The sequence below is a fragment of the Aliivibrio sifiae genome (genome assembly GCF_002954715.1).
In the GTDB taxonomy this organism is placed as follows: domain Bacteria; phylum Pseudomonadota; class Gammaproteobacteria; order Enterobacterales; family Vibrionaceae; genus Aliivibrio; species Aliivibrio sifiae.
This window is the reverse complement of record NZ_MSCP01000001.1, coordinates 1500107-1524762: the sequence shown is the minus strand read 5'-3', so window position 1 is coordinate 1524762 and position 24656 is coordinate 1500107. Positions and strand designations below refer to the sequence as shown.

At 39.8% G+C, this 24656-nt stretch carries 25 protein-coding genes; 9 read left to right on the top strand and 16 right to left on the bottom strand.

What is annotated here, in order from left to right; translation table 11 throughout:
- Positions 1–63 precede the first annotated feature (63 nt).
- From hisB to BTO23_RS06725, 7 genes are all read left to right on the top strand, one after another.
- Positions 64–1137 (top strand): bifunctional histidinol-phosphatase/imidazoleglycerol-phosphate dehydratase HisB, encoded by a 1074-nt coding sequence (gene hisB / locus BTO23_RS06755; RefSeq protein WP_105063225.1) that lies wholly within the window; start codon positions 64–66, stop codon positions 1135–1137.
- A gap of 8 nt (positions 1138–1145) precedes the next feature.
- Positions 1146–1760 carry an imidazole glycerol phosphate synthase subunit HisH gene (gene hisH / locus BTO23_RS06750; protein ID WP_105063224.1) on the top strand — a complete coding sequence of 205 codons (615 nt, stop codon included), beginning with the start codon at positions 1146–1148 and terminating at the stop codon, positions 1758–1760.
- Between the two features lie 163 nt (positions 1761–1923).
- Complete coding sequence (gene hisA / locus BTO23_RS06745) at positions 1924–2661, top strand: 1-(5-phosphoribosyl)-5-[(5-phosphoribosylamino)methylideneamino]imidazole-4-carboxamide isomerase (RefSeq protein WP_005418747.1); 738 nt, start codon at positions 1924–1926, stop codon at positions 2659–2661.
- The gene (gene hisF, locus BTO23_RS06740) at positions 2643–3416 is read left to right on the top strand and encodes an imidazole glycerol phosphate synthase subunit HisF (RefSeq protein ID WP_061002089.1); all 774 of its coding nucleotides are present in this window, start codon (positions 2643–2645) and stop codon (positions 3414–3416) included. Before hisA ends, hisF begins: the two co-directional genes overlap by 19 nt.
- Positions 3413–4033: a bifunctional phosphoribosyl-AMP cyclohydrolase/phosphoribosyl-ATP diphosphatase HisIE gene (hisIE, locus tag BTO23_RS06735; protein ID WP_105063223.1), complete on the top strand. Its 621-nt coding sequence runs from the start codon at positions 3413–3415 to the stop codon at positions 4031–4033. The genes hisF and hisIE overlap by 4 nt, the downstream gene beginning before the upstream one ends.
- A 110-nt stretch (positions 4034–4143) precedes the next feature.
- Entirely contained in the window at positions 4144–4830 is a 687-nt protein-coding gene (locus BTO23_RS06730; RefSeq protein WP_061002094.1) for a TIGR01621 family pseudouridine synthase, read from the top strand.
- Positions 4827–5792 carry a class I SAM-dependent methyltransferase gene (locus tag BTO23_RS06725; protein WP_061028428.1) on the top strand — a complete coding sequence of 322 codons (966 nt, stop codon included), beginning with the start codon at positions 4827–4829 and terminating at the stop codon, positions 5790–5792. The genes BTO23_RS06730 and BTO23_RS06725 overlap by 4 nt, the downstream gene beginning before the upstream one ends.
- A 47-nt stretch (positions 5793–5839) precedes the next feature.
- On the opposite strand, the gene BTO23_RS06720 is transcribed toward BTO23_RS06725, so the two are convergent.
- From BTO23_RS06720 to BTO23_RS06645, 16 genes are all read right to left on the bottom strand, one after another.
- Positions 5840–7576, bottom strand: coding sequence for an ABC transporter permease subunit (locus BTO23_RS06720; RefSeq protein ID WP_105063222.1), 1737 nt, complete (start codon positions 7574–7576; stop codon positions 5840–5842).
- A gap of 5 nt (positions 7577–7581) precedes the next feature.
- The gene (locus BTO23_RS06715; protein ID WP_105063221.1) at positions 7582–9075 is read right to left on the bottom strand and encodes an ABC transporter substrate-binding protein; all 1494 of its coding nucleotides are present in this window, start codon (positions 9073–9075) and stop codon (positions 7582–7584) included.
- A 9-nt stretch (positions 9076–9084) separates the two neighbouring features.
- Positions 9085–9894 carry an ATP-binding cassette domain-containing protein gene (locus BTO23_RS06710; protein ID WP_105063220.1) on the bottom strand — a complete coding sequence of 270 codons (810 nt, stop codon included), beginning with the start codon at positions 9892–9894 and terminating at the stop codon, positions 9085–9087.
- Complete coding sequence (locus BTO23_RS06705; RefSeq protein WP_105063219.1) at positions 9891–10649, bottom strand: ATP-binding cassette domain-containing protein; 759 nt, start codon at positions 10647–10649, stop codon at positions 9891–9893. The genes BTO23_RS06710 and BTO23_RS06705 overlap by 4 nt, the downstream gene beginning before the upstream one ends.
- 171 nt (positions 10650–10820) lie before the next feature.
- Positions 10821–12125, bottom strand: coding sequence for an MATE family efflux transporter (locus BTO23_RS06700; RefSeq protein WP_105063218.1), 1305 nt, complete (start codon positions 12123–12125; stop codon positions 10821–10823).
- Positions 12126–12359: 234 nt separating this feature from the next.
- The gene (locus BTO23_RS06695; protein WP_060990655.1) at positions 12360–12758 is read right to left on the bottom strand and encodes a GspS/AspS pilotin family protein; all 399 of its coding nucleotides are present in this window, start codon (positions 12756–12758) and stop codon (positions 12360–12362) included.
- Between the two features lie 55 nt (positions 12759–12813).
- Positions 12814–13116 carry a YciI family protein gene (locus BTO23_RS06690; protein ID WP_060990656.1) on the bottom strand — a complete coding sequence of 101 codons (303 nt, stop codon included), beginning with the start codon at positions 13114–13116 and terminating at the stop codon, positions 12814–12816.
- 104 nt (positions 13117–13220) lie between these two features.
- Complete coding sequence (gene yciA, locus BTO23_RS06685; protein ID WP_245922099.1) at positions 13221–13568, bottom strand: acyl-CoA thioester hydrolase YciA; 348 nt, start codon at positions 13566–13568, stop codon at positions 13221–13223.
- A gap of 179 nt (positions 13569–13747) precedes the next feature.
- A complete protein-coding gene (locus BTO23_RS06680; protein ID WP_061002106.1) occupies positions 13748–14293 on the bottom strand; it encodes a septation protein A in 546 nt (181 codons plus the stop codon).
- Positions 14294–14492: 199 nt separating this feature from the next.
- Positions 14493–15752, bottom strand: coding sequence for a dicarboxylate/amino acid:cation symporter (locus BTO23_RS06675; RefSeq protein WP_105063216.1), 1260 nt, complete (start codon positions 15750–15752; stop codon positions 14493–14495).
- A gap of 308 nt (positions 15753–16060) precedes the next feature.
- Positions 16061–16867 (bottom strand): tryptophan synthase subunit alpha, encoded by an 807-nt coding sequence (gene trpA / locus BTO23_RS06670; protein ID WP_061011720.1) that lies wholly within the window; start codon positions 16865–16867, stop codon positions 16061–16063.
- Positions 16867–18057, bottom strand: a complete 1191-nt coding sequence (gene trpB, locus BTO23_RS06665; RefSeq protein WP_045101776.1) for a tryptophan synthase subunit beta — start codon at positions 18055–18057, stop codon at positions 16867–16869. Before trpB ends, trpA begins: the two co-directional genes overlap by 1 nt.
- A gap of 10 nt (positions 18058–18067) precedes the next feature.
- Complete coding sequence (gene trpCF, locus BTO23_RS06660) at positions 18068–19480, bottom strand: bifunctional indole-3-glycerol-phosphate synthase TrpC/phosphoribosylanthranilate isomerase TrpF (RefSeq protein ID WP_105063215.1); 1413 nt, start codon at positions 19478–19480, stop codon at positions 18068–18070.
- A 5-nt stretch (positions 19481–19485) separates the two neighbouring features.
- A complete protein-coding gene (gene trpD / locus BTO23_RS06655; RefSeq protein WP_425427817.1) occupies positions 19486–20484 on the bottom strand; it encodes an anthranilate phosphoribosyltransferase in 999 nt (332 codons plus the stop codon).
- 19 nt (positions 20485–20503) lie between these two features.
- On the bottom strand, positions 20504–21112 hold the full coding sequence (locus BTO23_RS06650; protein ID WP_105063213.1) for an aminodeoxychorismate/anthranilate synthase component II: 609 nt from the start codon (positions 21110–21112) through the stop codon (positions 20504–20506).
- On the bottom strand, positions 21112–22698 hold the full coding sequence (locus tag BTO23_RS06645) for an anthranilate synthase component 1 (RefSeq protein WP_425427813.1): 1587 nt from the start codon (positions 22696–22698) through the stop codon (positions 21112–21114). The genes BTO23_RS06650 and BTO23_RS06645 overlap by 1 nt, the downstream gene beginning before the upstream one ends.
- A 409-nt stretch (positions 22699–23107) precedes the next feature.
- Between BTO23_RS06645 and rnm the strand changes: the two genes are divergently transcribed.
- Together rnm and BTO23_RS06635 are read left to right on the top strand one after the other, a co-directional pair.
- Positions 23108–23953 carry an RNase RNM gene (gene rnm, locus BTO23_RS06640; RefSeq protein WP_105063212.1) on the top strand — a complete coding sequence of 282 codons (846 nt, stop codon included), beginning with the start codon at positions 23108–23110 and terminating at the stop codon, positions 23951–23953.
- Positions 23954–24007: 54 nt separating this feature from the next.
- The gene (locus BTO23_RS06635) at positions 24008–24628 is read left to right on the top strand and encodes an L-threonylcarbamoyladenylate synthase (RefSeq protein ID WP_105063211.1); all 621 of its coding nucleotides are present in this window, start codon (positions 24008–24010) and stop codon (positions 24626–24628) included.
- Positions 24629–24656 lie beyond the last annotated feature (28 nt).

Here is a 24656-nt window from a genome sequence, read left to right as displayed (position 1 = left end):
AGCTTAGGAATAAGGCTTGGGGCTTATCAAGAATAAAATTAGAAAAATTAAAAGGACGTTCCTGTGAGCAAACAACAAAAGATTTTATTTATCGACCGCGATGGCACCTTAATTGTTGAGCCACCTGTCGATTTTCAAGTAGACCGTTTAGACAAGTTAAAGTTTGAACCTCTGGTTATTCCATCTTTGCTGTCTCTTCAAGATGCTGGTTATCGTTTAGTGATGGTAACCAATCAAGATGGTTTAGGAACAGATAGCTACCCGCAAGATGAGTTTGATGCGCCACATAATATGATGATGGAGTTCTTTGAATCTCAAGGCGTTAAGTTTGATGATGTCCTGATCTGCCCACACTTTGAAGAAGATAACTGTTCTTGCCGTAAACCAAAACTGGGTATGGTAAAAGAGTACCTTCAAGGCGGAAAAGTCGATTTTCAACACTCGGTTGTGATTGGTGATCGCCAAACGGATCTTCAATTAGCTGAGAACATGGCAATCCGTGGCATTCAATATCACCCTGAGACAATGAACTGGCCGGCGATCTTAAAAGATCTGACTGTAAACGCACGTACTGCAGAAGTTATCCGCACAACTAAAGAAACGGACATCAAAGTGTTTGTTAATTTGGATGAGCAGGGTGGTAATACAATCTCAACCGGCCTTGGTTTCTTTGATCACATGCTTGATCAAATCGCTACGCACGGCGGTTTCCAAATGAAGATCAATGTAGAGGGCGACTTACACATTGATGATCACCACACCATTGAAGATACGGCTCTAGCACTTGGTGAAGCGTTAAAAGAAGCATTGGGTGATAAACGTGGTATTGGTCGTTTTGGTTTTAGCTTACCAATGGATGAGTGTTTAGCACAGTGTGCGCTGGATTTATCTGGCCGTCCATATTTGAAATTTGATGCGGAATTTAGTCGTGATCAAGTTGGGGATTTATCAACAGAAATGGTAGTTCACTTCTTCCGCTCGCTTACAGATACGCTTGCTTGTACGTTACACCTTTCTTCTGCTGGTCATAATGATCACCACATTATTGAAAGCTTATTTAAAGCGTTTGGTCGTACATTACGCCAAGCGATTAAAGTGGAAGGTAATGAACTGCCAAGCTCAAAAGGCGTATTGTAGGAGTGACTATGACAAAGCAAAATGTCGTTATTATTGATACAGGCTGCTCTAACGTATCATCAGTGAGATTTGCGATTGAGCGTTTGGGTTATGACGTTACGATAAGCAGAGATCCACAAGTCGTTTTAGCTGCGGATAAGTTGTTTTTACCGGGAGTAGGAACAGCAAGCGAAGCGATGAAAAACTTAGCTGAACGTGATCTCATTGAGTTGGTTAAACAAGTTGAAAAGCCGCTATTGGGTATCTGTTTAGGTATGCAACTGCTTGGTAAACTCTCTGAAGAGAAAGGTCAAAAGGCAGATCAAATTGTGGATTGCTTAGGCTTATGTGATGGTGAAGTTCGTAAGCTTCAAACAGGTGACTTACCACTACCTCACATGGGGTGGAATACAATTAAACCCGTTGAAGGTAACCCACTGTTTAAAGATATTCCTGAGAACAGTTACTTTTACTTTGTACATAGCTTTGGCATGCAAGTGGGTGATTACACCATTGCTTCTTGTGACTATGGACAACCGTTTACCGCCGCATTACAAGTCGGTAATTATTACGGTGTTCAGTTTCACCCAGAGCGTTCAAGTAAAGTGGGTTCAAAGCTTATTCAGAACTTTTTGGAGTTGTAAAAGGCAGGGTTCAGATCGGTCGCAAGCTCCCTTAAAGGGTTCAGGGGTGGGTAGGGGGTAACCCTAATATCACAGCAACCGCCCTGAAACCTGAATTTTCTAGCAGCGATAGAGTTAAAAAAGAAATAGGACTCTCCACGAGTGAGAGCTAAAAGGAATTAGAATGATCATTCCAGCATTAGATTTAATTGAAGGCCAAGTGGTTCGTCTGTTTCAAGGCGACTACGGGCAAGTAACAGAATATAAAGTTGATCCGGCTGAGCAGTTTAATCTGTATCACCAAGCAGGCGCAAATTGGCTACACCTTGTTGATTTAACGGGTGCAAAAGACACAACAGCACGTCAGTTAGATTTGATTGCTCGTTTGTTAGCAAGCACCCCTGCCAATATTCAAATTGGTGGTGGCGTACGTAACGAAGCGGATGTACAAGATTTATTAAACGCTGGTGCACAACGTGTGGTTGTTGGTTCTACAGCGGTAAAACAGCCAGAGCTTGTCAAAGGTTGGATGGAAAAATACGGTGCAGAAAAAATCGTATTAGCGCTAGATATCAACATTGATGAAAACGGCACTCGTAACGTTGCTATTTCAGGTTGGCAAGAAGATTCAGGCGTAACGATTGAAGCATTGCTTGAAGATTACCTAACAGTTGGTTTGAAACATGTATTGTGTACTGATATCTCACGCGATGGCACGCTGCAAGGATCGAATGTAGAACTTTACGTAGACCTATGTAAACAGTACCCACAAGTGCAATTCCAATCTTCTGGCGGCATAGGCTCTCTGGATGATATCGCTGCGCTTAAAGGCTCTGGTGTTGCAGGAGTGATTGTTGGTCGAGCATTGCTTGATGGAAAGTTCACCGCAGAGGAGGCATTTCAATGTTGGCAAAGCGAATAGTTCCTTGTCTTGATGTTAAAGATGGGCAAGTGGTAAAAGGCGTTCAATTTCGTAATCATGAAATCATTGGTGATATTGTTCCTCTAGCACAACGTTATGCTGAAGAGGGTGCAGATGAATTGGTATTTTATGACATTACCGCATCAAGTGATGGCCGCGTAGTTGATAAAAGCTGGGTAGCACGCGTAGCTGAAGTGATTGATATTCCATTCTGTGTGGCAGGTGGTATTAAAACCGCCGAAGATGCAGCGAAGATTTTAGAATTTGGTGCTGACAAAGTATCAATTAACTCACCAGCACTGGCGAACCCAGAGCTGATCACAGAACTTGCCGATAAATTTGGCGTTCAGTGTATCGTTGTAGGAATTGATTCTTACTTTGATAAAGAAACGGGTAAATACCAAGTTTACCAATTTACCGGCGATGAAGAGCGTACCAAAGCAACCAAATGGGAAACTAAAGATTGGGTGCAAGAAGTTCAAAAACGCGGTGCGGGTGAAATTGTATTGAACATGATGAATCAAGATGGTGTGCGTAACGGTTACGATCTTGAGCAATTAAAAATGGTACGAGAAGTGTGTCATGTGCCATTAATTGCATCAGGCGGTGCAGGTGAAATGGTTCACTTTGCCGATGCCTATAAAAAAACAAACGTGGACGGTGCATTAGCAGCATCGGTATTCCACAAACAAATCATCAATATTGGTGAATTAAAAGAATATTTAGCCCAACAGGATGTAGAGGTGCGCCGATGAGCCAACAAGAATTAGCAACACGAATTGATTGGGAAAAAGTGGATGGGTTAGTGCCTGCTATTATTCAAGATTTTGGTTCAAGCCAAGTATTGATGATGGGTTACATGAACCAAGAAGCACTGTCGAAAACATTAGAAACAAAGAAGGTTACGTTTTTCTCTCGAACTAAAAATCGTTTATGGACCAAAGGCGAAGAGTCTGGCAATAGCTTGAATCTAGTTAATATTTCTCTAGATTGCGATAACGATACTTTGCTTATTAAAGTTAATCCAGTAGGCCCAACGTGCCACACAGGAACAACCACCTGTTGGGATGGCGATAAAACCGAAGAAACGCAATTGGTGTGGCTTCATCAGTTGGAACAGCTACTTGCCGATCGTAAGAATGCTGATCCTGACTCATCTTACACAGCAAGTCTCTATGCCCGTGGCACCAAACGTATTTCGCAGAAAGTTGGTGAAGAAGGCGTTGAAGTCGCGCTTGCAGCGACGTCGGGTGACAAGGCAGAGTTAGTGTGTGAATCAGCAGATTTGATGTATCACTTATTTGTTCTGCTTCAAGATCAAGGCTTGTCGTTTGATGATGTGATTAACAAACTAAAAGAACGTCATAAATAATTTTCTTCAATTGCAAAAATAATAAATCAACGCTGATCATCTGATCGGCGTTTTTATTGGAATTGAGATACCATCCTCGCTATACTCTGCGCTCAATTTTAGGAGCGCCAATGTTCGATATCCTTTATCAAAATTCAGATTTTCTTGTTATAAATAAGCACCCAAATATAAGCGTTCATAAAGACGATGGTGATACATCACTATTGATTGAGTTAGCTAAAGTCACTGGTGATAAACAGCTTTATCTTATTCATCGTTTAGACAAGATGACATCAGGGCTGTTGCTTATTGGACGCAACCAATCAGCAGCCAGTGAATTATCACAATTGTTCGCGAAGCGTTTAGTTGAGAAATACTATCTAGCCATTGGGGATAAAAAGCCTAAGAAAAAACAAGGTCTGGTTATTGGCGATATGGAACGTTCACGTCGAGCGTCATGGAAGCTGATCAACAGTAAAGAAAACCCTGCGATTACTCAGTTTTTTTCAACGGCTGCACATAACGGTAATCGCCTATTTTTATGTAAACCTCATACTGGTAAAACTCATCAAATTCGAGTGGCTTTAAAAAGTGTAGGTTCTGGTATTTTAGGTGATTCAATTTATAGCTCGTCTAAGGCTGATCGTGGTTATCTTCATGCCTATGCTTTACGTTTTACTTATCAAGAGCAAGCGTTTGAATTTGTTGAAACACCAAAGCAAGGTGATGAGTGGCAAGATGACACCATTCAAGCAGGATTAGCGCAGTGGCAAACACCGTGGACATTAACTTGGCCAGAGATTAAGAAGAAATCATGAAGATAGAAGCATTAGATACGTTATTTACCCATTTAGAAGCACAGTTAGCAACATCACAGAATGAGCTTCGTCGTTTATTCCATGGTCGTGGACAATGTTTTGAAGGTTTAGAACAGCTCACCGTTGATTGGCTTCAAGGTCTAGCTCCCCAAACTCAAGGCTCTCAAGGTCAATTAGTGGTGGCGCTATTTAAAGAGCAAGATCCTGCTTTTGTTGAAGATCTAGAATCAAAGCTGAACGCATTTGCTGGATCTGACACATGGAAAAATGCCAAAGGTCAAGCCATTTTATTACAACACCGTTATCAAGAACTAGCACCAACGCAAGTGGTGTGGGGTAGTGAAGAGATTTTCCCTGTTGCTGTAGAAAATGGTTTGAAATATCAGCTAGAACTTAAAAAGAATCAGAACATGGGGCTATTTTTAGATATGCGCTATGGTCGAAAATGGGTTCAAGCACACAGTGAAGGTAAATCAGTATTAAACTTGTTTGCATACACGTGTGGCTTTTCAGTTGCTGCGATTGCAGGTGGAGCGATTCAAGTGGTTAATTTAGATATGGCGAAAGGACCGCTGAGCCGTGGTCGTGATAACCACCGTTTAAACGAACATGATTTATCAAAAGTAAAATTCTTAGGTCATGATATCTTTAAGTCTTGGGGTAAGATTAAGAAACTGGGTTTGTATGATTTGATCATTATTGATCCGCCAAGTTTTCAAAAAGGCAGTTTTGCATTGACGAAAGATTATCAAAAGATCTTACGTCGTTTACCAAGTTTATTGAGTGAAACGGGTGAAGTGCTAGCTTGTGTGAATTCACCAGCAGTATCTACTGATTTCTTAATTGATGGTATGGCTGAAGAGGCACCTGAATTGAAGTTTGTAGAGCGTTTAGATAACCCGCCAGAGTTTGCTGATATTAATTCAGAAAGCGGCTTAAAAGTGATGCGTTTTACTCGCTAAGTTTGAGTTTGATATAAAAAAGCCCCCTTGCGATAAGGGGGTTTTTATTAATCATCGAACAATAAATTAATGGCAATTCCCATAAGAATAAGCCCCAAAATTGGCCCTAAAACACCCAAAGGAGCTCTCTCTATGTAAGGGAGGTTCTCTGCTATCATTAATCCCCATTCTGATTCTGGTGGCTTTGCTCCTAACCCAATAAAACTCAAAGAGGTTAGGCTCAATGTAATTACGGGCAACTTTAATAGAGTATGCCTTAATAACGGAGGCAAGACATAAGGTAATAAGTAGAAGCGGAAAATCTTGAACTTATTTGTGCCCCAAGTAGGCGCTAAATGAGTATATGGTTGGGCTTTAGCTTCAGAAATTAAGCTTGAGCAATGTGCAGCCAGTGGTGCCCATGACACTAAAACAATAGCGATGAGTGCACTGTTCGCATTCATACCTGAAATGCCTGCGACTAATAAACCAGCCACGATATACGGCACCCCTTTAGTGACTTCAATAAGTCCTTGAGTCCATCGCGTATTAAACCCCATGACAATGCCAGTTAATAAGCTTAGAAATGTAGCTAAAATTCCAGCTTGAAACGTTGATATCATGCCCGCGCCAATTCGAGCCAATAAATCTCGACCTATGCCATCAGCTCCTAATGGAATGTGTATGTTAGGAGAGGCTAAACGAGAAAATTGACTTGAGTAAGGATCTCTAAATAGTGCCCAAACAGCAATTAGTAATAGAAATGATAAAATACTAAATGCGATCATTCGCTTAGGTGCACTTTTAGTCAATTGGAATGATGAATGACTACTAATTAATTTCCCACTTTTAAGACTATGACCTAATATTAACTGTTGTAATAGAAGCCCAAAACTACTGATCATAATAGATAAAAACAATAGTACTAATAAGCCGCCCTGAAGAATGGGTAGATCTTGTGCTTTTGTTGCACTAAGAATGAGCCGTCCAATTCCCGGAATTGAAAAAATTTGTTCTACTGCAACCGCTCCGCCAGTGATCCCTATGATAATCATTGAAATTTGAGGGATTAGGCTACTGAGTGCTTTTTTAAGAGCAAAACGGATTATTTGGTTTGTGTGTACATTTGCACTTAACCAAGTCGTTATCCACGGTTCATTAAACACACGGAGTAGGCTGTCGTGTAATAAGCGACTGAATAATCCACTTGCAGGTAAAGCAAGAGCTAAGCTTGGTAACCAAATGTTTTGCCAACTTTGCCAGCCATAAGGCGGGAACCAACCAAGCCAAATAGAAAAAAATAGAATCAGTAAAGAAGCAATAACATATTCAGGCAATGATATAAAAACAATGCTTAAAGAGTGGTGATTGCTTTTTAATGTTCCTTTTTTCCAGTGCCTTAACATTCTCATTAAAGCCATACTGCAAAGTATAAACGTCAATACTAATGCAGTAGACATTAAAAATAGAGAGGTAGATAGCGCCTGATGAATAGTAGAAGTTACGGAAGAACCGTCTATCCAAGAGACTCCTAAATCCCCTTTTATTAATCCGGAAAACCAATCAATTAAACGTTCAAATGCACTCCGATGAAGTTGGAGATCCGTTCGTACAGCTTGTAAAGATTCAGCCGTTAACAGCTGCTGTTGTCCAGAGCGTGCTCTCAAGATTGATTGACTTGGATCTATCCCCGCAATTTCAGGTATTAACCCGACTAAAATCACCACAGCAGTAAGTGAGATTAGTCGGGATAACCAAGGTACTAATATAGATAATACAGATCGTATCGTTGAAACAGAAAACATGTATTTTAGTTAACCTGCGTTTGTTGGTTAATTAAACGACGTTCACTAGGATCACGAATTACATTATTTACCCTTTTACTTTCGCCTTGAATTACGCGTTCATGGAGTAGAGGGATAGCGGCGTAGTCATTTAATATTTTTTGTTCAGCATCAATAATAGCTTGTTGTCGTTTTGCCCCTAAAGATTGTAAATCAGCATGATAAAGCGCGCTATCAATGTCTTTAGAGCAATACTGTCCAAGGTTATATGAACCTTTACATCCAAAATCACTCATCATGTAAGCCACTGGATCTCCCGAATCAAGTACTGTTGCACGAGAAAGAATAAAGGCATCAAATTTACCGGCTAATGCATCATTTTCAATTTGAGCATACTCACGGATATCAAGCTTAACGTTAAAACCGACCGCCTCAAATTGCTGCTTTAAAAGTGCTGCTACTTCGGGAAGCTCTGCACGGTCAGTGAAAGTACCAATGACAATGGTTTCTCCGTTTGCTTTTAGGCTTTTATCTAAAAGCGGTGCTTCTGGTCGAAGTGGTGCGGCCCAAGTCAGTGCTGGTCCAAATAAGCCTTGAGCGATATCAGCATGGTTTTCATAAACCATTTCGACTATTTGTTGTTTATTGATAGCTGCTGCTGCGGTTTTACGTAGTGCGATTTGGCTAAAAACTTTTGATTTGTTATTTAAGTAGAGCGTATTCGTTCTTGGCATCGCTACTTCATAAAGTAATTCAGAATCAATTGTGGCTATTTGTGATACAGGAACGGCTTCAACAATATCTGCAGTACCTGTTCGCAGAGCGGCAGCACGAGAGAAGCCGTTTGGAACATATTCAACATTAACAGTATCTATTTGCGCTTTCTCACCCCAATAACCATCAAATCGGTGGAGTTTAGCACTTGTGCTGCCATTAATTTTGATTAGCTCAAATGGGCCAGTTCCCATCCCAGTAGGTACTACTTGGCCATTTTTTTTATAAGCATCTGAAGCTAGAATTGCCAATTGAGGACTAGATAGACGGTTTGGTAAAAGAGGGTCGTTAAAAGTAGTACCAATCTCGACAGTAGAATCGTTTAGTGCTTTTATTTTTAAATCGATACCATCAAGAATACGAGGTTTAGGTGCAGCTTCTAATGCTTTCTGTAAAGAGTTAGTGACTGCAAATGCATCTAATGTTGAACCATCATGAAAAGTAACACCCTGTCGGACAGTAAAATGCCAAGTAAGAGGATCAACTTGTTCCCATGCTGTTGCTAGCATTGGTTCTGCGTTAGATTGCGCATTTAAGTTTACTAGAGTTTCTGCTGTACTCCATCTAGATAACTTGAAAGCATCATCAGATAAAGGGGATAGACCAGTCCTTGGCGGTTGCATCATGGCAATGTTAATTTCTGATGTAGCATTTTCTTTATCAGCATCGACTTTAGCATCAAAACAGCCAGTCAAAGGTAGAGTCAATGCAAGCATGCAAGCCAGCTTTATTTTATAGAGACGCATAATGATATTTTATTCCAATAGTTGTGTTGGTTGATTAGGTATGATTAGAGATTGAGCATTAATCAAGGCTTGAGTGGTGGGGTGGTTAGGCGCCGTTATTATTTGGTTAGATGGACCAAATTCAGCTACTTCTCCATGATCTAGGACTAAAATGTCATCACATAACGTTTGTGCTGCTTGCAGGTCATGTGTAATTAAAATAAGGCGCATATTTAAGCGTGATTTTAATGACATTAATAAATCAAGTATCTTTTGACGACTAACTGGATCGAGGCTGCTGGTTGGCTCATTAGCAATAAGAATTGATGGCTTAACGACTAATGCCCGAGCAATAGCAACTCGTTGTGCTTGACCTGTAGAAAGCTGCTGTGCAGTTAATGACAGCAGTTTCTTTGATAAGCCGACTTCTTTAAGGGTTTCTTTAATCCTTGCTGTATGATCACTTTCATCCTTAAGGTTTAACAGAGGCTCACGCAAGATTTGATAAATAGTGTAGTAAGGATTTAAGCTTGTATGTGGTTCTTGTGGTATCAATTGCATTCGCTTAGATACACTGATTTGAGCTTTACGTGAGCTTATTGGCAAAGAATTCCCAAAGAGTGTGATATGGCTGCTCGTTGTTTTACGCAGTCCAAATAATAATTCAATTAAGGTTGATTTCCCTGCTCCTGAAGGACCAACAATGGCTAGGTTTTTATCTTTAATACATAAGTTTATATTATTAAGAGCTTTAAAGGGCTGACCTCTTAACCAACGAGGCAAAGAGTAGTGATGGACAGAGACGCTGTCGAATTGAATCGATGTGATTATTTTATTCATGCGATGAGCGCTTTTAATGAGCAACAAAAAGAGTGAGGACTGGCGTTTAAAGCTTCTTTAGGTGGACCATACGCAACCATTTTTCCTTCATCGATGACGAGTAATTTGTCACAAGCAAGAGCACTTTGAAGATTATGAGTAATTAATATCCCTGCAAGCTGTTTCTCTTTAATATTCTCTCGAATTAACGTTAGGATCTCTTGTTCTGTTATGGGATCTAGGGCGCTCGTTGGCTCATCAGCGATTAAAACTTCAGCATTGCTTAGAAGGCCAATTGCGATACATATTCGTTGACGTTGACCTCCGGATAATTGACCTGGGTAGAGAGGGAGAATTGATTCAGGATCTGAAAATTCAAGTTTATTAAGAAGTTCTATAATCGTTTTTTTTGTGACTTTATTTAACGTCGTTTGAGAACTTGTTAATGCAAGACATAGCTGTCCTTCAACAGAGACTAATGGATTAAGTGCTTGAAGAGCGTCTTGAAAGATAAAAGCAGGGCGTTGGGCTGCTGGCCTGTTTAGTAAAGGAATATTAGAAACGTCATAACCAGAAAGAGAAATATGGCCTCTAACTTGAATAGTATCTGAAGTAAAACCGGCAATAGCGCGGGATAACATCGATTTACCTATGCCAGAAGGCCCCATGATTGCTAATAATTCACCACGAGAGACGTCGAAAGTAATATCGTTAAATAATACTCTTGAAGAGGTTGATACACTTAATTGATTAACTGAAACTATAGGTAAATTCACACTAACTCATTTAATGATATGTTATAACATAACAATGTTATCATTTTGAAATAATAATGAAAAGTGTCGAAGAGTAACAATTGATTGATTTAACATTAAATCAACCAAAAGTCGGCCAGACAGTTCAATCTGGCCGACTTTAGTGATTAGACTCTGTATCGTATTTTTAAATTAAAGCATTTTTTGTTTTATTTGATAAATAAATGGGTATAAAAACATGATTCGGCCAAGGTAGAAAATGGTAAATGCTAGCCATAGACCATGATTTCCCCACCAGTTGACGGTGAATGTTTGTGTAATCAAAAATAATAATAGCGAGGCTAGACTAGAGTCTCTCACTGGGCGGGTTGTTCCTGTTCCAGTAAAAATTCCATAGATAGTTAAGCCAAATCCTGCAACGAGTGGAAAAACTACTAACCAAGGTGTCATATTGTCATAAATAGTGATGAGTTCAGATTGATCGGTAAAGAGTAAAATAAGGCTATTTTTGAATAAGATGATCACCAGTGTAAGAGTAATTATGAGCCCAGTAGTCCATTGTGCGTTGAGTTTTACTACTTGGTTGAACATTGTTTTATCTTTTTGTCCGATGGATTTACCAGCGAATACACTTGAGGCATTAGCGATACCGTCAAACATATAGCTAATAATAAAAGTAACCTGCATTAAAATTGCATTGGCTGCGAGTACGTCAGTACCAAGTTGTGAGCCTATACGAGCGATCATATTAAAGAAGACTAATATGCATATAGTACGTATTAATAAATCAGAATTAGATGAAATAATGACGGATAAATCTTGTTTACTGAGCTTTGTGGATTGTAAAAATGCAGATACCGGGATTTTGCTTGTTTTTAGTACGATGGTTATTCCAATAATAAAGGTTGTGATTTGAGCAATTAAACTAGCGTAAGCGACGCCAGCGACACCAAGATCAAAGTAGAAAACAAAGATCACATCAAGAACGATATTTAATATGTTACCGAAAACCTGCGTATAAAGAGTCTCTTTTGCTTTTGCCTGCCCCATTAACCATCCGATAATTGAATAGTTCATTAACACAAAAGGCGCGCCATAAATCAGAATACTAAAGTACAAATGAGCTTGTTCTGCAACAATAGGGTCTGGTGATATTACCCAAAGAGCCCCTTGCCAAATAAATGATTGGAAAATCATAAAGATAAGGCCGACAGATGCCGAAAGAATGAACGGTCTCATTAAGCTATTGATTAAACTAGATTGGCATCCTTTTCCTAAAGCTATTGCACTTTGTCCTGTCGTACTTACACGAAAAAATCCGAATAGCCAATAGATGGTGTTCATGATAACCGTACCTATGGCTACACCTCCAATTAACTCCGAAATCCCCATGTGTCCAATGACAGCCGTATCAACAGCGCCTAGTAAGGGTTGGGTCACGGTTGATATTATGAATGGAAAGGCAATTTTAGAGTAATTTTTGTGTGTTATAGTCATGAAGTCTTGTTAGTGATAATCATTTTCATTAACGGTAACTCTTATTGCTAAGGTTGTCATTAAGTATTTTAACAATAGGTGTTAGATCTTGTTATTTATGGAAAATATATTAGGTAATGTTATTGATATGACTTGGTATTGATATATACAAAGGGAGCGGTGGTAGTAAAGAAATTAAAGTCGCAACTTAAATGGCCTACATTTGAATAAATGTTAGGCCATTTTGTATTTGTATTACTCTTCTGCGGCTGGTTCACGATCTAAGCAAGACTGCTCATTAACAAAAATATCATTTTGTTTTTGACCTCTAGCATTACGAATAAGGTAGCGATAAGCGACACCTTTTTTTAACACCGGACGGATTTCTTTGCTTCCACAATAAGTTGTGATACTTTTTTCAATGAGTTGGTTTGTGCTAACTTCACCGTTACCACTATCTAAAAACACCATCTCAACCACACCTTGCTTTTCTTTCACTTGGATTAAGGTAAGTTGGCCCATTTCTAGGGGGAGTGAACTTGCAAGAATACTCGCACGATAATCGGCAAGCATCTCTATCTCTTGTTGTTGTTCGTTAGAAGCGCATCCTGAAAGTGCAAGTACGCTTAACGCAGTAATAATAAGTTTTTTCATTATAGTTCTTTATGGTTTTTGAGCTTATATTTACTATAAATTCATATCATTAATATTAAGCAGGAAGTACTTTTTTGAATGGTTTTACGATTACATTAGCGTAAACTCCTGCATCAATATATGGGTCATTGTTAGCCCATTTTTTTGCAGCATCCAAAGAATCAAATTCTGCAATAACTGTTGAGCCTGTAAATCCAGCATCTCCTGGGTTTTCAGAGTCAATTGCAGGCATTGGTCCTGCTACCAATAAACGACCTTCATTTTGCAGTTGAGTAAGGCGCTCTAGATGCTTTTCTCGAACACTTAAACGACGTTCTAAGCTATTTTCAACATCTTGAGAAAAAATTACGTACCACATAGTTGAATCCTTTTATTCGTTATCATCATTGATATAGCCATCATAAAAAAAGCCCTAGCGATAAACCAGAGCTTTTTAATAATTAATAAGAAAAATTGTAATAACTACGCAGTTTTAGGTATTGGGCGAGGTTTTCCTTTCGCATCAATCGCAACATAGTTAAATGTAGCATCACACACCATGAAGCGATCACCTATACCATGTTCTTTTACTGGTTTGATCCATACTTCAAGGTTGATCGTCATTGAAGTGCGGCCAATTTTTACACATTCGCCGTAACAACATACTACATCGCCAACCTTAACTGGTTTTTTAAAAGTAATACTGGATACAGAAACGGTCACAATACGACCACCAGAAATTTCTTTGGCTAGGATACCACCAGCTAAATCCAGTTGTGACATGATCCATCCACCAAAGATATCACCATTGGCATTGGTGTCTGCTGGCATCGAAAGAGTACGTAAAAGAAGTTGGCCTTTAGGAGCTTGTCCAAGAGATGATGGAGTTGTCAAATTGGTTTCCAATACAACTAAAAATGAAATTACGCTGAGTTTATCATAAAAAAACAGATATAAAAAAGCCGTGCGATAAAACAGCACGGCTTATGTTTTTTTGCTTGAGCTTTTTACTACTCTTGTTCTTCTTTTTTCTCTTTTGGCATGTGTTTGTAAACGTACATACCAGTAAATAGAGTGTATAAGAAAGTTAAGCCAAGTAAGCCAAAGACTTTAAAGTTAACCCATACATCAAGAGGCATTTCAAACGCAACATAAAGGTTAGCAATAGCACATACAGTAAAGAATAGGATCCATGCGTAGTTAATTTTGTTCCACTGGGAATCAGTTAAGGTAACTTCTTTTCCTAGCATTCCCTTTATTACTGGTTTTCCAATGATTTGAGATACAAGTAAACCAGCAGCAAAAACGCAGTATACGATGGTTACTTTCCATTTTATGAAATTGTCATCATGTAAGAATATGGTCATACCACCAAATACCGTAACCATAAGGAATGTAATGAGCTGCATCTTTTCTACTTTTTTATAAAGCAGGTAAGTGACAACAAGTTGAATGGCTGTTGCAACGATAAGAGCGCCTGTTGCTGTGTAAATATCGTACATTTTGTACAACGTAAAAAAGATAATCAGTGGGATAAAGTCTAAAATCTGTTTCATGTTTATATATTGAGCCAATAATTAATTATGTAGCGAGTGTAACTAATATTTGTAGGGGAGGGAATCGCTAAAAATTGCTTGTTACATTTTACCTATTCATTTCTTTTTATAAGAAATAATTGGTTGGAGGTCGTAAAATAAAAAAGCCTACTCTTGATAGATAAGAAAGCAGGCTTTTTAGTTTTAGATAAGATTAATTCTAAGCGTGTTTTTGTTCTGAATCTGTTTTTTCTTCAATAGGGCTATCTTCAACCATTGAATCAACAATCACAGCACACGCAGCATCACCAGTGATGTTAAGAGCGGTACGGATCATGTCAAAGATTCGGTCTAATGCGAATAGCAGTGGTAGACCCTCGATAGGAATACCAGCAGCTAAAAGAACCGCAACAACAAGGAAGGAGGGGCCAGGTACACCTGCTTGACCTACAGCACCTAGTGTTGAGGTAACAATAATAGCCACATAAGCGCCAATTGATAAATCAATGTTGAATAGCTGCGCAAAGAAGATAGCAACTAAGCCGTAGTAAATTGCGTTACCAGACATGTTAATTGTTGCACCCAGAGGTAACACAAACGAAGCGGTAGAGTTACGAACACCTAGGTCTTTTTCAACGGTTTCCATCGTTACTGGTAAAGTTGCCATTGATGACGCAGTTGATAATGCAACAGCCTGTGGTTTTTTCATTGCAAGAAGGAATTCTTTTGCAGAGGTCTTAGTTAATAAACCAACCATTAGTGGGTAAGCGATAAAACCAAACACAAGAATAGCAGCAACATAAACCACGAATAGTTTAAATACGACCATTAATGCGCCAAAACCAAATGTACCTACTGCTTCAGCCATTAAGCCAAACACACCAATAGGTGCAATAATCATGACTTTGTTGATCATCCAAACCATGACATCAACAATGCTATTAACCGCATTAAGCATTGGTTCACGGCGCTTTTTCTCTAATTTAGAAAGACCAATACCAAAAAATAAGCAAAAAACGAGAATTTGCAGAATGTTTGCTTCATTTAATGATTGGAATACGTTAGTTGGGATCATTCCAGTGATGGTAGCCCAGAAAGTAGGTAGTTCGCCTTTTGCTGCATAAGCAGAAGAGAACATTCCTTCTACACCAGAAACATCAATGCCTTTACCTGGTTCGAATATTTCACCCATAAATAAAGCTAGCGCAACAGCAAGAGCAGAGGTTATTCCAAAGTAACCTAATGTGGTTAAACCAACTTTACCAGCGTTACTGCTATTACCTAGTCCCGCAGCACCAGAGATTAAAGCAACGGCAACTAGTGGGATAACCAGCATTTTAATTAGGTTAATAAAGATTGTACCTAAAGGTGCGAACATTGCGGCAGATTGCCCCATTGTTGCCCCAACCATGGTACCTACGATCATTGCAATAACGACTTGAACACCGATATTGTTGAGAAGTCCTTTTTGTTGTAACACTTTGTTTACCTCTGCTTTTGTTTTATAACAAAATATGAATTGTATATATTGTTAAATATGTATTTATTAGTTAAATATATTGGAGGTCGTTTTACACGTAATATTTACATCTATCAACAGTTTTATCAAATTGAGTTCGTTTTATGTAGTGTGCTTGTTTCTTTTTTGTTCAATTTGATGCGTGTAACTATTAATATTGTAAGTAAGTTCTAATTAATATTTAGCGGGATTAAGGTCGGAGGTTAACTTTAAGGAGATAAAAAAAGAGCTCATTATGAGCTCTTTTTTATGTTTTAGTGGTTTAAATGTTATTTTTGTGTTGCAAGTTTCATTGATGAAGTAAACGATGAAAGTGCTTTTAATAATGCTTCAGAGTCATCTTTGTGTTGCTCAATGATTTTTACTGTTGCTGAGCCTGAAATAGCCCCAGCAGCGCCAGCTTTAATTGCTTCTTCTACCTGAGATGGTTCTGAAATCCCAAAGCCTAAGATAGCAGGTGGCGCATCAAATTGATTTAAGCGCTCTAATAGTTGAGCTACTGGCATACCTGCTTTAGTTTCTGCGCCTGTAACACCAGCACGAGAAAGAAGGTAAGTGTAGCCGCCACCTAATTTAGCAACGGTTTCTAACGTTTCATCTGATGCTGATGGTGGAGCAATGAAGATAGGGTGAACATTATGCTTAATTGCACTTGCTCTGAATTCTGCTGATTCATTGGTTGGTACATCAGCAATTAACACTGAATCTACACCGGCTTGTTGGCATTTAGTATAAAAAGTGTCGATGCCATTAGCGAACACTAGGTTAGCGTAAACTAATAGACCAATTGGTGTTTCAGGGTATTTAGCGCGAATTTTAGCGATTAACTCAAAGCAAACCGTTGGTGTTGTTTTATTGTTTAAGGCACGAATGTTTGCGCCTTGAATTGTTGGACCATCCGCAAGGGGGTCAGAGAATGGAAGTCCTAGTTCAAGGGCATCAGCACCTGATTCAATTAGGGTTTCCATGATCTGATAAGAAAGATCAGGGTTTGGATCGCCAATGGTTACAAAAGGAACAAAGGCACCTTGGTTTTTGTCTGCTAATTTAGCAAATAGGTCTTGATAACGATCCATTAGATTTCTCCCTTTTCTTTTAGAATGTCATGAACGGTGAAAATATCTTTATCACCACGGCCTGATAGGTTCACAACCAATAGCTGCTCTTTTTCTGGTTCAGCGTGTGCTAACTGAAGTGCATAAGCCAGAGCGTGAGAAGATTCTAATGCAGGAATAATACCTTCGCCTTTTGCTAAGGTTTGGAATGCTTCTAGCGCTTCATCATCAGTTACTGAACCATATTCAGCACGGCCAATAGCGTTTAAATGTGCGTGCTGTGGACCAACCGATGGGAAATCAAGACCGGCAGAGACTGAGTATGACTCTTCAATTTGACCATGCTCATCTTGCATTAATGGCGCTTTCATACCAAAGAAGATACCAGTTTTACCATGTTTAAGTGGCGCGCCATGTTGATCGGTATCAATACCTTTACCGGCAGGCTCAACACCAATCAGTTTCACATCTTCTTCTTCAATGAAATCAGCAAACATACCAATGGCGTTTGAACCGCCACCAACACAAGCAATAACGGCATCAGGTAAGCGACCTTCACGGGCAAGGATCTGCATTTTTGTTTCTTCGCCAATCATTCGTTGGAAATCACGAACAATCGTTGGGAATGGGTGAGGGCCAGCGGCTGTACCTAATAGGTAGTGCGCAGTTTCATAAGTTGCAGACCAGTCACGTAGTGCTTCATTACACGCATCTTTTAGCGTTGATGAGCCAGAATGAACAGGGATCACGGTTGCGCCCATTAGCTCCATACGGAATACATTCGGGCTTTGACGTTCAATATCTTTAGCGCCCATGTAAACACGACATTTTAAGCCAAGCAGAGCACAAGCAAGAGCTGTCGCAACGCCGTGTTGACCTGCACCTGTTTCAGCAATGATCTCTTCTTTACCCATGCGTTTTGCAAGTAGCGCTTGACCTAATACTTGGTTCGTTTTGTGAGCGCCACCGTGCAGTAAATCTTCACGCTTTAGGTACAATTTAGTTTTAGTACCCTTGGTTAGATTACGACAAAGCGTAAGGGCAGTAGGACGACCGGCGTACTCTTGAAGTAACGTCATAAACTCAGCGCGGAAATCTTCGTCTGCTTGAGCGTCAATAAAGGCTTGCTCAAGTTGGTCAAGTGCTGGAACTAAAATTTGTGGAACGTATTGACCACCATATTCGCCGAAGTAGGCATCTAATTTTGCCATGATATTTTCCTTAATAATCTCGTAATGCGCTAAATACGGCGCGTAATTTTTTGTGATCTTTTTTACCTGGAGTCGATTCGACACCAGAGTTGAAATCTAAACCGTAACAGCCAAGTTGTGCGGCTTGTTTGGTATTGTCGAGTGATAAGCCACCAGCGAGCATAATGTCGTTATGTGGTAGTTTACTCCAATCAAAACTGACTCCAGTGCCACCTGCTTGAGAGCCAACTTTACAATCTACCAACACTTTATCAGCAAGGCTTTGCGGAAGGGAAATACTTTGCGCATCATCTGACACAGAAATAACATTCCACACTTGGCAATCAGTTGGTAGTTGTTGTTTTAGCTCTGCAATGTACTCTTCACTCTCAGAACCATGCAGTTGAACCACGGCAAGAGATAGCTCATTTGCTCGTTGTGCAACAGTAGAGATTGTTTCGTTTTGGAAAACACCCACATAATTTAATGTGGTTGCTTGAGTGATGGTTTTTGCGGTTTCAAGAGAGACAAAGCGAGGTGATTTTTCAACAAAGATCAATCCGCCATACACAGCACCTGAGTCATAGACCGCTTTTGCATCTTCAATAGAAGTTAACCCACAGACTTTGTTTTCACCTAGAATCACTTTTCGAGCTGCCAGTTCTAGGTTTTCTTCTGCCATTAACGAGCTACCAATTAAAAAACCTGTTGCGTGTTTCGCTAGATCTTTCACTTGCTGATGGTTATAGATACCAGACTCAGAAATGATCGTTGTGCCTTTTGGCAGCAGTGGTGCAAGTTCTTTCGTGCGGTTCAAATCGGTAGATAAATCACGTAGATTACGGTTATTAATCCCAATTACTTGTGCTTCTAATGCGACCGCTCGGTGTAACTCTTCTTCATTACTGACTTCCGTGAGTACACCCATGCCAAATGAATGAGTGACTTCTGCAAGTTCTCTGTATTCTTCATCGTTAAGTACAGAAAGCATTAATAGAATCGCATCAGCACCGTAGTGGCGAGCTAAATAGACTTGGTATGCATCAATCATAAAATCTTTGCATAGAATAGGCTGATTAACTTGGTCACGAATAATTGGTAAGAAATCAAAACTGCCTTGGAAATACTTTTCGTCCGTTAACACAGAAATCGCACTGGCGTGTTTGTTGTAGACTGAAGCAATGTAGTTAAGATCAAAATCTTGGCGAATTAATCCTTTCGATGGCGATGCTTTTTTACACTCAAGAATAAACTCGGTTTTGCCCGTTTTTAATGCACCATAAAAACTGCGATCAGAATTTGTTAGGCCATTCTTAAAGGTATCGAGAGGTTGACTTTCTTTACGTTCACTTATCCAAATCGCTTTGTCTTTGACAATTTTAACTAGCACTTCAGCCATTTGGGTATTTTCTACTGAGATGTGCTCAGATAATTGTTGTGTCATCTTTCTTATCCTCGTGCAGCCAGTTGTTGAACTAGCTCAAATGCTTTACCTGAGTTCATCGTATCAATGGCTTTTTGCGCATTGGCTTTTAAATCTTCATGTCCAAACAGACGCATTAATAGAGCAACGTTAACTGCAATGGCACCCAGTTGAGCTTCAGTACCTTTGCCTGTCAGAATATCGGTAATAATCGCTCTGTTTTCTTCTGGCTCTCCGCCTTTAATTGCTTCAAGCGGGTGTGTGTTTAAACCAAAGTCTTCAGGGGTTAATGTGTATTCTTTGATTTCGCCATCAATAATTTCAGCCACGGTTGTTGGACCATGAATCGCAACTTCATCTAAACCAGAACCAAATACAACCGCTGCGCGTTTCATTCCCATGTTCACCATGGTTTCAGCGATAGGGCGAACTAGAGATTCATCATACACACCCATTAATTCAATGTTTGGACGAGCAGGGTTGATCAATGGACCAAGGATATTAAAGATGGTACGTGTTTTCATGGTTTGACGAATTGGCATCGCGTGGCGAACACCACCGTGATAGTGGGGTGCAAATAAGAAAGCAACACCTAAATCATCAACGGCTTTTCGTGTGTCTTCTGCCGACATTGCCAAATTAATACCAAATGAATCTAATAAGTCAGAAGAACCTGATTTGCTTGATACGCCACGATTACCGTGTTTTGCTATTTTCAATCCACATGCCGCAGCAACAAATGCCGCTGTGGTGGAGATATTGATGGTGTTTGAACCATCACCACCTGTACCTACAATGTCGGCGAAATCGTAATCAGGGCGAGGAAAATCATTGGCATTATCAAGCAGAGCTTTTGCAGCGCCAGCAATCTCGTTAGGCGTTTCGCCTTTTATTTTTAAACAAGTCAGTGCTGCGGTAAGTAGAATAGGATCTAACTCACCTTTAATTATGGCATCAAAAAGAACTTGGCTTTCCGCTTCTGAAAGAGAAACTTGGTCGTACAATTTAGTAAAAATGGCTTCAATTTGAGTCATGAGAATATCCTTATTCTTTGTTATCTGAATGGCTTGAATCTAAATTTAAAGCCCAGTTTAGTGTATTAATTAGTAACTCAGCGCCTTGCGTCGTTAAAATGGATTCAGGATGAAATTGGAATCCACACACTTTATCTTCTTCTTGGATCACCGCCATGACTAAATCATCAACGGTTGCTGTAATGGTTAATTGATCGGTTACCTTTGTTGCGACTAAAGAGTGGTAACGAGCAATAGAGAGTGGGTTTGGTAAACCGTCAAAAATTGCGTGTTGGTTATGGCTCATCATTGCCGATTTACCATGAACGATTTCGCCAGCACCTGCAACCGTTCCATCATACGCTTCTACAATCGCTTGATGACCAAGACAGATCCCAATCATAGGTACTTTGCCCTTTAAGCGTTGAATGACTTCTGGCATACAGCCCGCATCGGATGGCGCGCCTGGTCCTGGAGATAATACAACAACCGGATTTTCTAGTTTGTTGACCGCTTCTTCAAAAGCTGCCGCAGATAAACTATTACGATAAATGGTAACGGGGTAACCAAGGGAGCGAAATTGATCAACCAAGTTATAAGTAAAGGAGTCGAAATTATCGAGTAATACAATATGAGCCATTAGTTTTTCTCCTTAGTGCTTGCTGGTTGAGCTAAGTGCGCTTTTTGAATCGCAGAGATCACCGCTTGTGCTTTTCCACGAGTTTCATCAGCTTCAGCTTGTGGGTTGGAATCATAAACCACACCAGCTCCGGCTTGAACTTGAGCGATACCGTCTTCAACATAGGCTGAACGAATAACAATACAAGTATCCATGTTGCCATCACCAGTCAAGTAACCCACAGCGCCACCATAAGTGCCTCGGCGTGTTTTTTCTACATCGCGAATGAGCTGCATTGCACGAATTTTTGGTGCGCCAGTTAATGTCCCCATATTCATACACGCTTGGTAAGCATGAAGGGCATCAAGATCGCCACGCAATTGACCAACCACACGAGAAACAAGGTGCATAACGTGACTGTAACGGTCGACTTTTAATAAATCCGCCACATAGCGAGTGCCTGCTTCTGAAATACGAGCAACATCATTACGAGCTAAATCGACTAGCATCATGTGTTCTGCGTTTTCTTTGGTATCACAACGCAGTTCTAATTCAATGCGGCTGTCTAAATCATGGTTGATAGAACCATCGCTGTTTTTACCACGTTGGCGTGTGCCTGCGATTGGGTAAATCTCGACTTGGTTTGTTTCTTTGCCATATTTCAATGCAGATTCTGGCGATGCACCAAATAGGGTGAAATCACGATCTTGCAGATAAAACATGTATGGACTTGGGTTACCGATTTTAAGTTCACGATAAGCCGCTAAGGGAGCAGGACAAGGGAGAGTGAATCGACGAGAAGGAACAACTTGGAAAATATCGCCTTTAATTACAAATTCTTTTAAATTTAATACGGTTTGACAGAAATCTTCATCGGAGACACTCGGAATTGCTTCACAGCTTTCTAGTGTTGGTGCTTCGGGTACGGTATGTGGCTCTGAGCAAAACGCTTTAATTTCAGTAAGTCGTGCTGAAAGGTTTGTTTTGATTGTTGCATCAGCATTAAACAATGAGCCTTGAAGTACTGACATTTCCGTTTGATGATCGATAACTAACAATGATTCGGCTACATAAAATACATAATCAGGGCATTTGTTTGTAATCTCTGCATCACCAAGGTTTTCAAAGTTAGCGACTAAGTCATAAGCAAATAGTCCACCTAAAAAAAGTGCATTAGAGGGTAAACCAGTGACATTGAATTGATTTTGAATAAACCGTAAAGCATCAAAAGAGGAGAGTTCTCGTAAACGGCTGTCCTCATCCAGATCTTGATTAATATTTGGGAACTGTAATGTCAGTATAGAGTTAGAAGAAAGGGCAATAAGAGAAGCAGGAATAGATTGAGCTAAGGAGTGTAATAAGGATTCTCCATTTGCTGTTAACGCTTCTAGTGTTACTTCTTTATCAAAACAATGAATTCGTACCGCTGCATCTATTAGCATCAAGCTTATAATGTTTTGTTTTGAGTTAACTTCTGCTCCTTCGAGTAATAGACTCATCTCTTTATTTTCACATAGGGTGGAATAAAGTTGGGTTGGATCAGAGACGTATGGAACGTCAAGGGAAAGCACTTCTAGTTGACCATCATTGGACATTACTGACTGCATTTCAGCCTCCCTGCTAATGCGTTGAATTGATGTTACATTTTTATTAGTTTTCATAGTCGCATATTTCACTTTTGTTGCCACTCTTTTCTTAAAACTTGTGAGGGCTGAATGACTGACTGTTTAGATTTTCACCTATCATTGAGGGTGCTGATACATTTAGGCATAAAAAAACCCGCTTAAATGCGGGTAATAATTTTTATGTCAAAATCGTTAATTCAGCACAAAAACACTACCCGAAGTAGTGCCACCATCGTTTTGTCATCACGCTAGTTTTTAAGAATGCTTGTTGTTTGCTAAGCTGTGACATAAAGTACCTACTATTAAAACAAAGACCAATATTAAATTTGGTGAGAAAGTGTTTAACTGCGTACTAGTAAACTAGTGCGTGAGGTGAAAGTCAAGAATTATTATGAAAATAGATCTACATAGTCACACAACAGCCTCGGATGGACGTATGTCTCCCGCAGAGTTAGTAGAAAGAGCAGTTACTTTTGATGTGAAAGTTCTTGCTATTACTGATCACGATACCGTTGCAGGATTAGCTGAAGCGCATCAAACGATTAAAGAAAAAGAATTACCAGTGCATTTAATTGATGGTATTGAAATCTCAACATTATGGAGCAACAAGGATATTCATGTTGTAGGCCTTAATGTTGACGTTAATCACCCTGAATTAATTGCATTGATAGAAGAACAAGCGCAACGTAGAGACTTACGAGCACGTAAAATGGCTGAGCGCCTTGAAAAAGCAGGTTATGTCGGAGCACTAGAAGGAGCGCTTGCTCTTGCTAATGGAGGCTCATTAACACGAGCGCACTTTGGTAAGTGGTTAGTTGACCAAGGTCACGCAAAAACCATGCAGGCAGTGTTTAAAAAGTTTTTAACACGCAATAACATAGGATATGTTCCACCTGAATGGTGCTCAATCGAAGAGGCGGTTAAAGTGATTCATAATGCAGGAGGAACGGCAGTATTAGCTCACCCTGGGCGTTATAATTTAACCGCAAAATGGATTAAACGTTTATTAGTGGCATTTGTTGACGCAAAAGGGGACGCAATGGAAGTTGCTCTACCTCAGCAAGGAGTACAAGAGCGCCGAGTGCTTGCAAACTATGCAATTGATTACGAATTACAAGCATCACAAGGGTCAGATTTTCACTATCCGTCACCTTGGACAGAGCTTGGAAGAAATTTATGGCTACCTGAAGGGGTTGTCGCAGTATGGCAAGAATGGGATTTACCCACATTTGAGTAAACTCTGCTCTAGAGAATAATTAATATAATAATGACCTGCTAGGCAGGAGGAATAATGAGCCAGTTTTTTTATGTACACCCAGAGAATCCACAAGCGCGTTTAATTACTCAAGCAGTTGCGATTATCCGTAGTGGTGGCGTCGTAATTTATCCAACAGATTCAGGATATGCGTTAGGTTGTCAGTTAGAGAATAAACAAGCGTTAGAGCGAATCTGTCAGATCCGCCGTTTAGACGATAAACATAATTTTACCTTATTGTGTCGTGATCTTTCGGAATTATCGATTTACGCTCGTGTTGATAATAGCGTCTTCCGTTTATTAAAAAATAATACCCCGGGCGCATATACGTTTATCTTTAAGGGTACAAAAGAAGTACCACGTCGTTTGATGAATCCAAAACGTAAGACGATAGGTATGCGTGTACCTGATAATAAAATTGCTTTAGCTCTTTTAGAAGAGTTAGGTGAGCCATTAATGTCAACGACTTTGATTTTACCAGGTAATGAAATGGCAGAGTCAGATCCTGAAACTATTCGAGATCAACTTGAGCATGCAGTGGATCTAATTATGAATGGTGGTTACTTAGGCGAGCAGCCAACAACAGTGGTTGATTTTAGTGATGATGAAATTAACGTTGTACGTGTTGGTGCTGGTGATCCAAGTCCATTTCAGTAAAAAGTATAGTTAACATGTACTAATAATA

Bases quoted from the DNA above. Each gene is read 5' to 3' on its own strand.
- BTO23_RS06680 (WP_061002106.1), bottom strand. From the start codon at position 14,293: ATGAAACAGATTTTAGACTTTATCCCACTGATTATCTTTTTTACGTTG.
- BTO23_RS06710 (WP_105063220.1), bottom strand. From the start codon at position 9,894: ATGAATAAAATAATCACATCGATTCAATTCGACAGCGTCTCTGTCCAT.
- yciA (WP_245922099.1), bottom strand. From the start codon at position 13,568: ATGCCAGCAGACACCAATGCCAATGGTGATATCTTTGGTGGATGGATC.
- trpB (WP_045101776.1), bottom strand. From the start codon at position 18,057: ATGGCAAAATTAGATGCCTACTTCGGCGAATATGGTGGTCAATACGTT.
- trpA (WP_061011720.1), bottom strand. From the start codon at position 16,867: ATGGATCGTTATCAAGACCTATTTGCTAAATTAGCAGACAAAAACCAA.
- rnm (WP_105063212.1), top strand. From the start codon at position 23,108: ATGAAAATAGATCTACATAGTCACACAACAGCCTCGGATGGACGTATG.
- BTO23_RS06635 (WP_105063211.1), top strand. From the start codon at position 24,008: ATGAGCCAGTTTTTTTATGTACACCCAGAGAATCCACAAGCGCGTTTA.
- BTO23_RS06700 (WP_105063218.1), bottom strand. From the start codon at position 12,125: ATGACTATAACACACAAAAATTACTCTAAAATTGCCTTTCCATTCATA.
- hisIE (WP_105063223.1), top strand. From the start codon at position 3,413: ATGAGCCAACAAGAATTAGCAACACGAATTGATTGGGAAAAAGTGGAT.
- BTO23_RS06725 (WP_061028428.1), top strand. From the start codon at position 4,827: ATGAAGATAGAAGCATTAGATACGTTATTTACCCATTTAGAAGCACAG.
- trpCF (WP_105063215.1), bottom strand. From the start codon at position 19,480: ATGACACAACAATTATCTGAGCACATCTCAGTAGAAAATACCCAAATG.
- BTO23_RS06730 (WP_061002094.1), top strand. From the start codon at position 4,144: ATGTTCGATATCCTTTATCAAAATTCAGATTTTCTTGTTATAAATAAG.
- BTO23_RS06715 (WP_105063221.1), bottom strand. From the start codon at position 9,075: ATGCGTCTCTATAAAATAAAGCTGGCTTGCATGCTTGCATTGACTCTA.
- hisA (WP_005418747.1), top strand. From the start codon at position 1,924: ATGATCATTCCAGCATTAGATTTAATTGAAGGCCAAGTGGTTCGTCTG.
- BTO23_RS06645 (WP_425427813.1), bottom strand. From the start codon at position 22,698: ATGCAGTCAGTAATGTCCAATGATGGTCAACTAGAAGTGCTTTCCCTT.
- BTO23_RS06720 (WP_105063222.1), bottom strand. From the start codon at position 7,576: ATGTTTTCTGTTTCAACGATACGATCTGTATTATCTATATTAGTACCT.
- hisH (WP_105063224.1), top strand. From the start codon at position 1,146: ATGACAAAGCAAAATGTCGTTATTATTGATACAGGCTGCTCTAACGTA.
- hisF (WP_061002089.1), top strand. From the start codon at position 2,643: ATGTTGGCAAAGCGAATAGTTCCTTGTCTTGATGTTAAAGATGGGCAA.
- BTO23_RS06695 (WP_060990655.1), bottom strand. From the start codon at position 12,758: ATGAAAAAACTTATTATTACTGCGTTAAGCGTACTTGCACTTTCAGGA.
- BTO23_RS06690 (WP_060990656.1), bottom strand. From the start codon at position 13,116: ATGTGGTACGTAATTTTTTCTCAAGATGTTGAAAATAGCTTAGAACGT.
- BTO23_RS06650 (WP_105063213.1), bottom strand. From the start codon at position 21,112: ATGGCTCATATTGTATTACTCGATAATTTCGACTCCTTTACTTATAAC.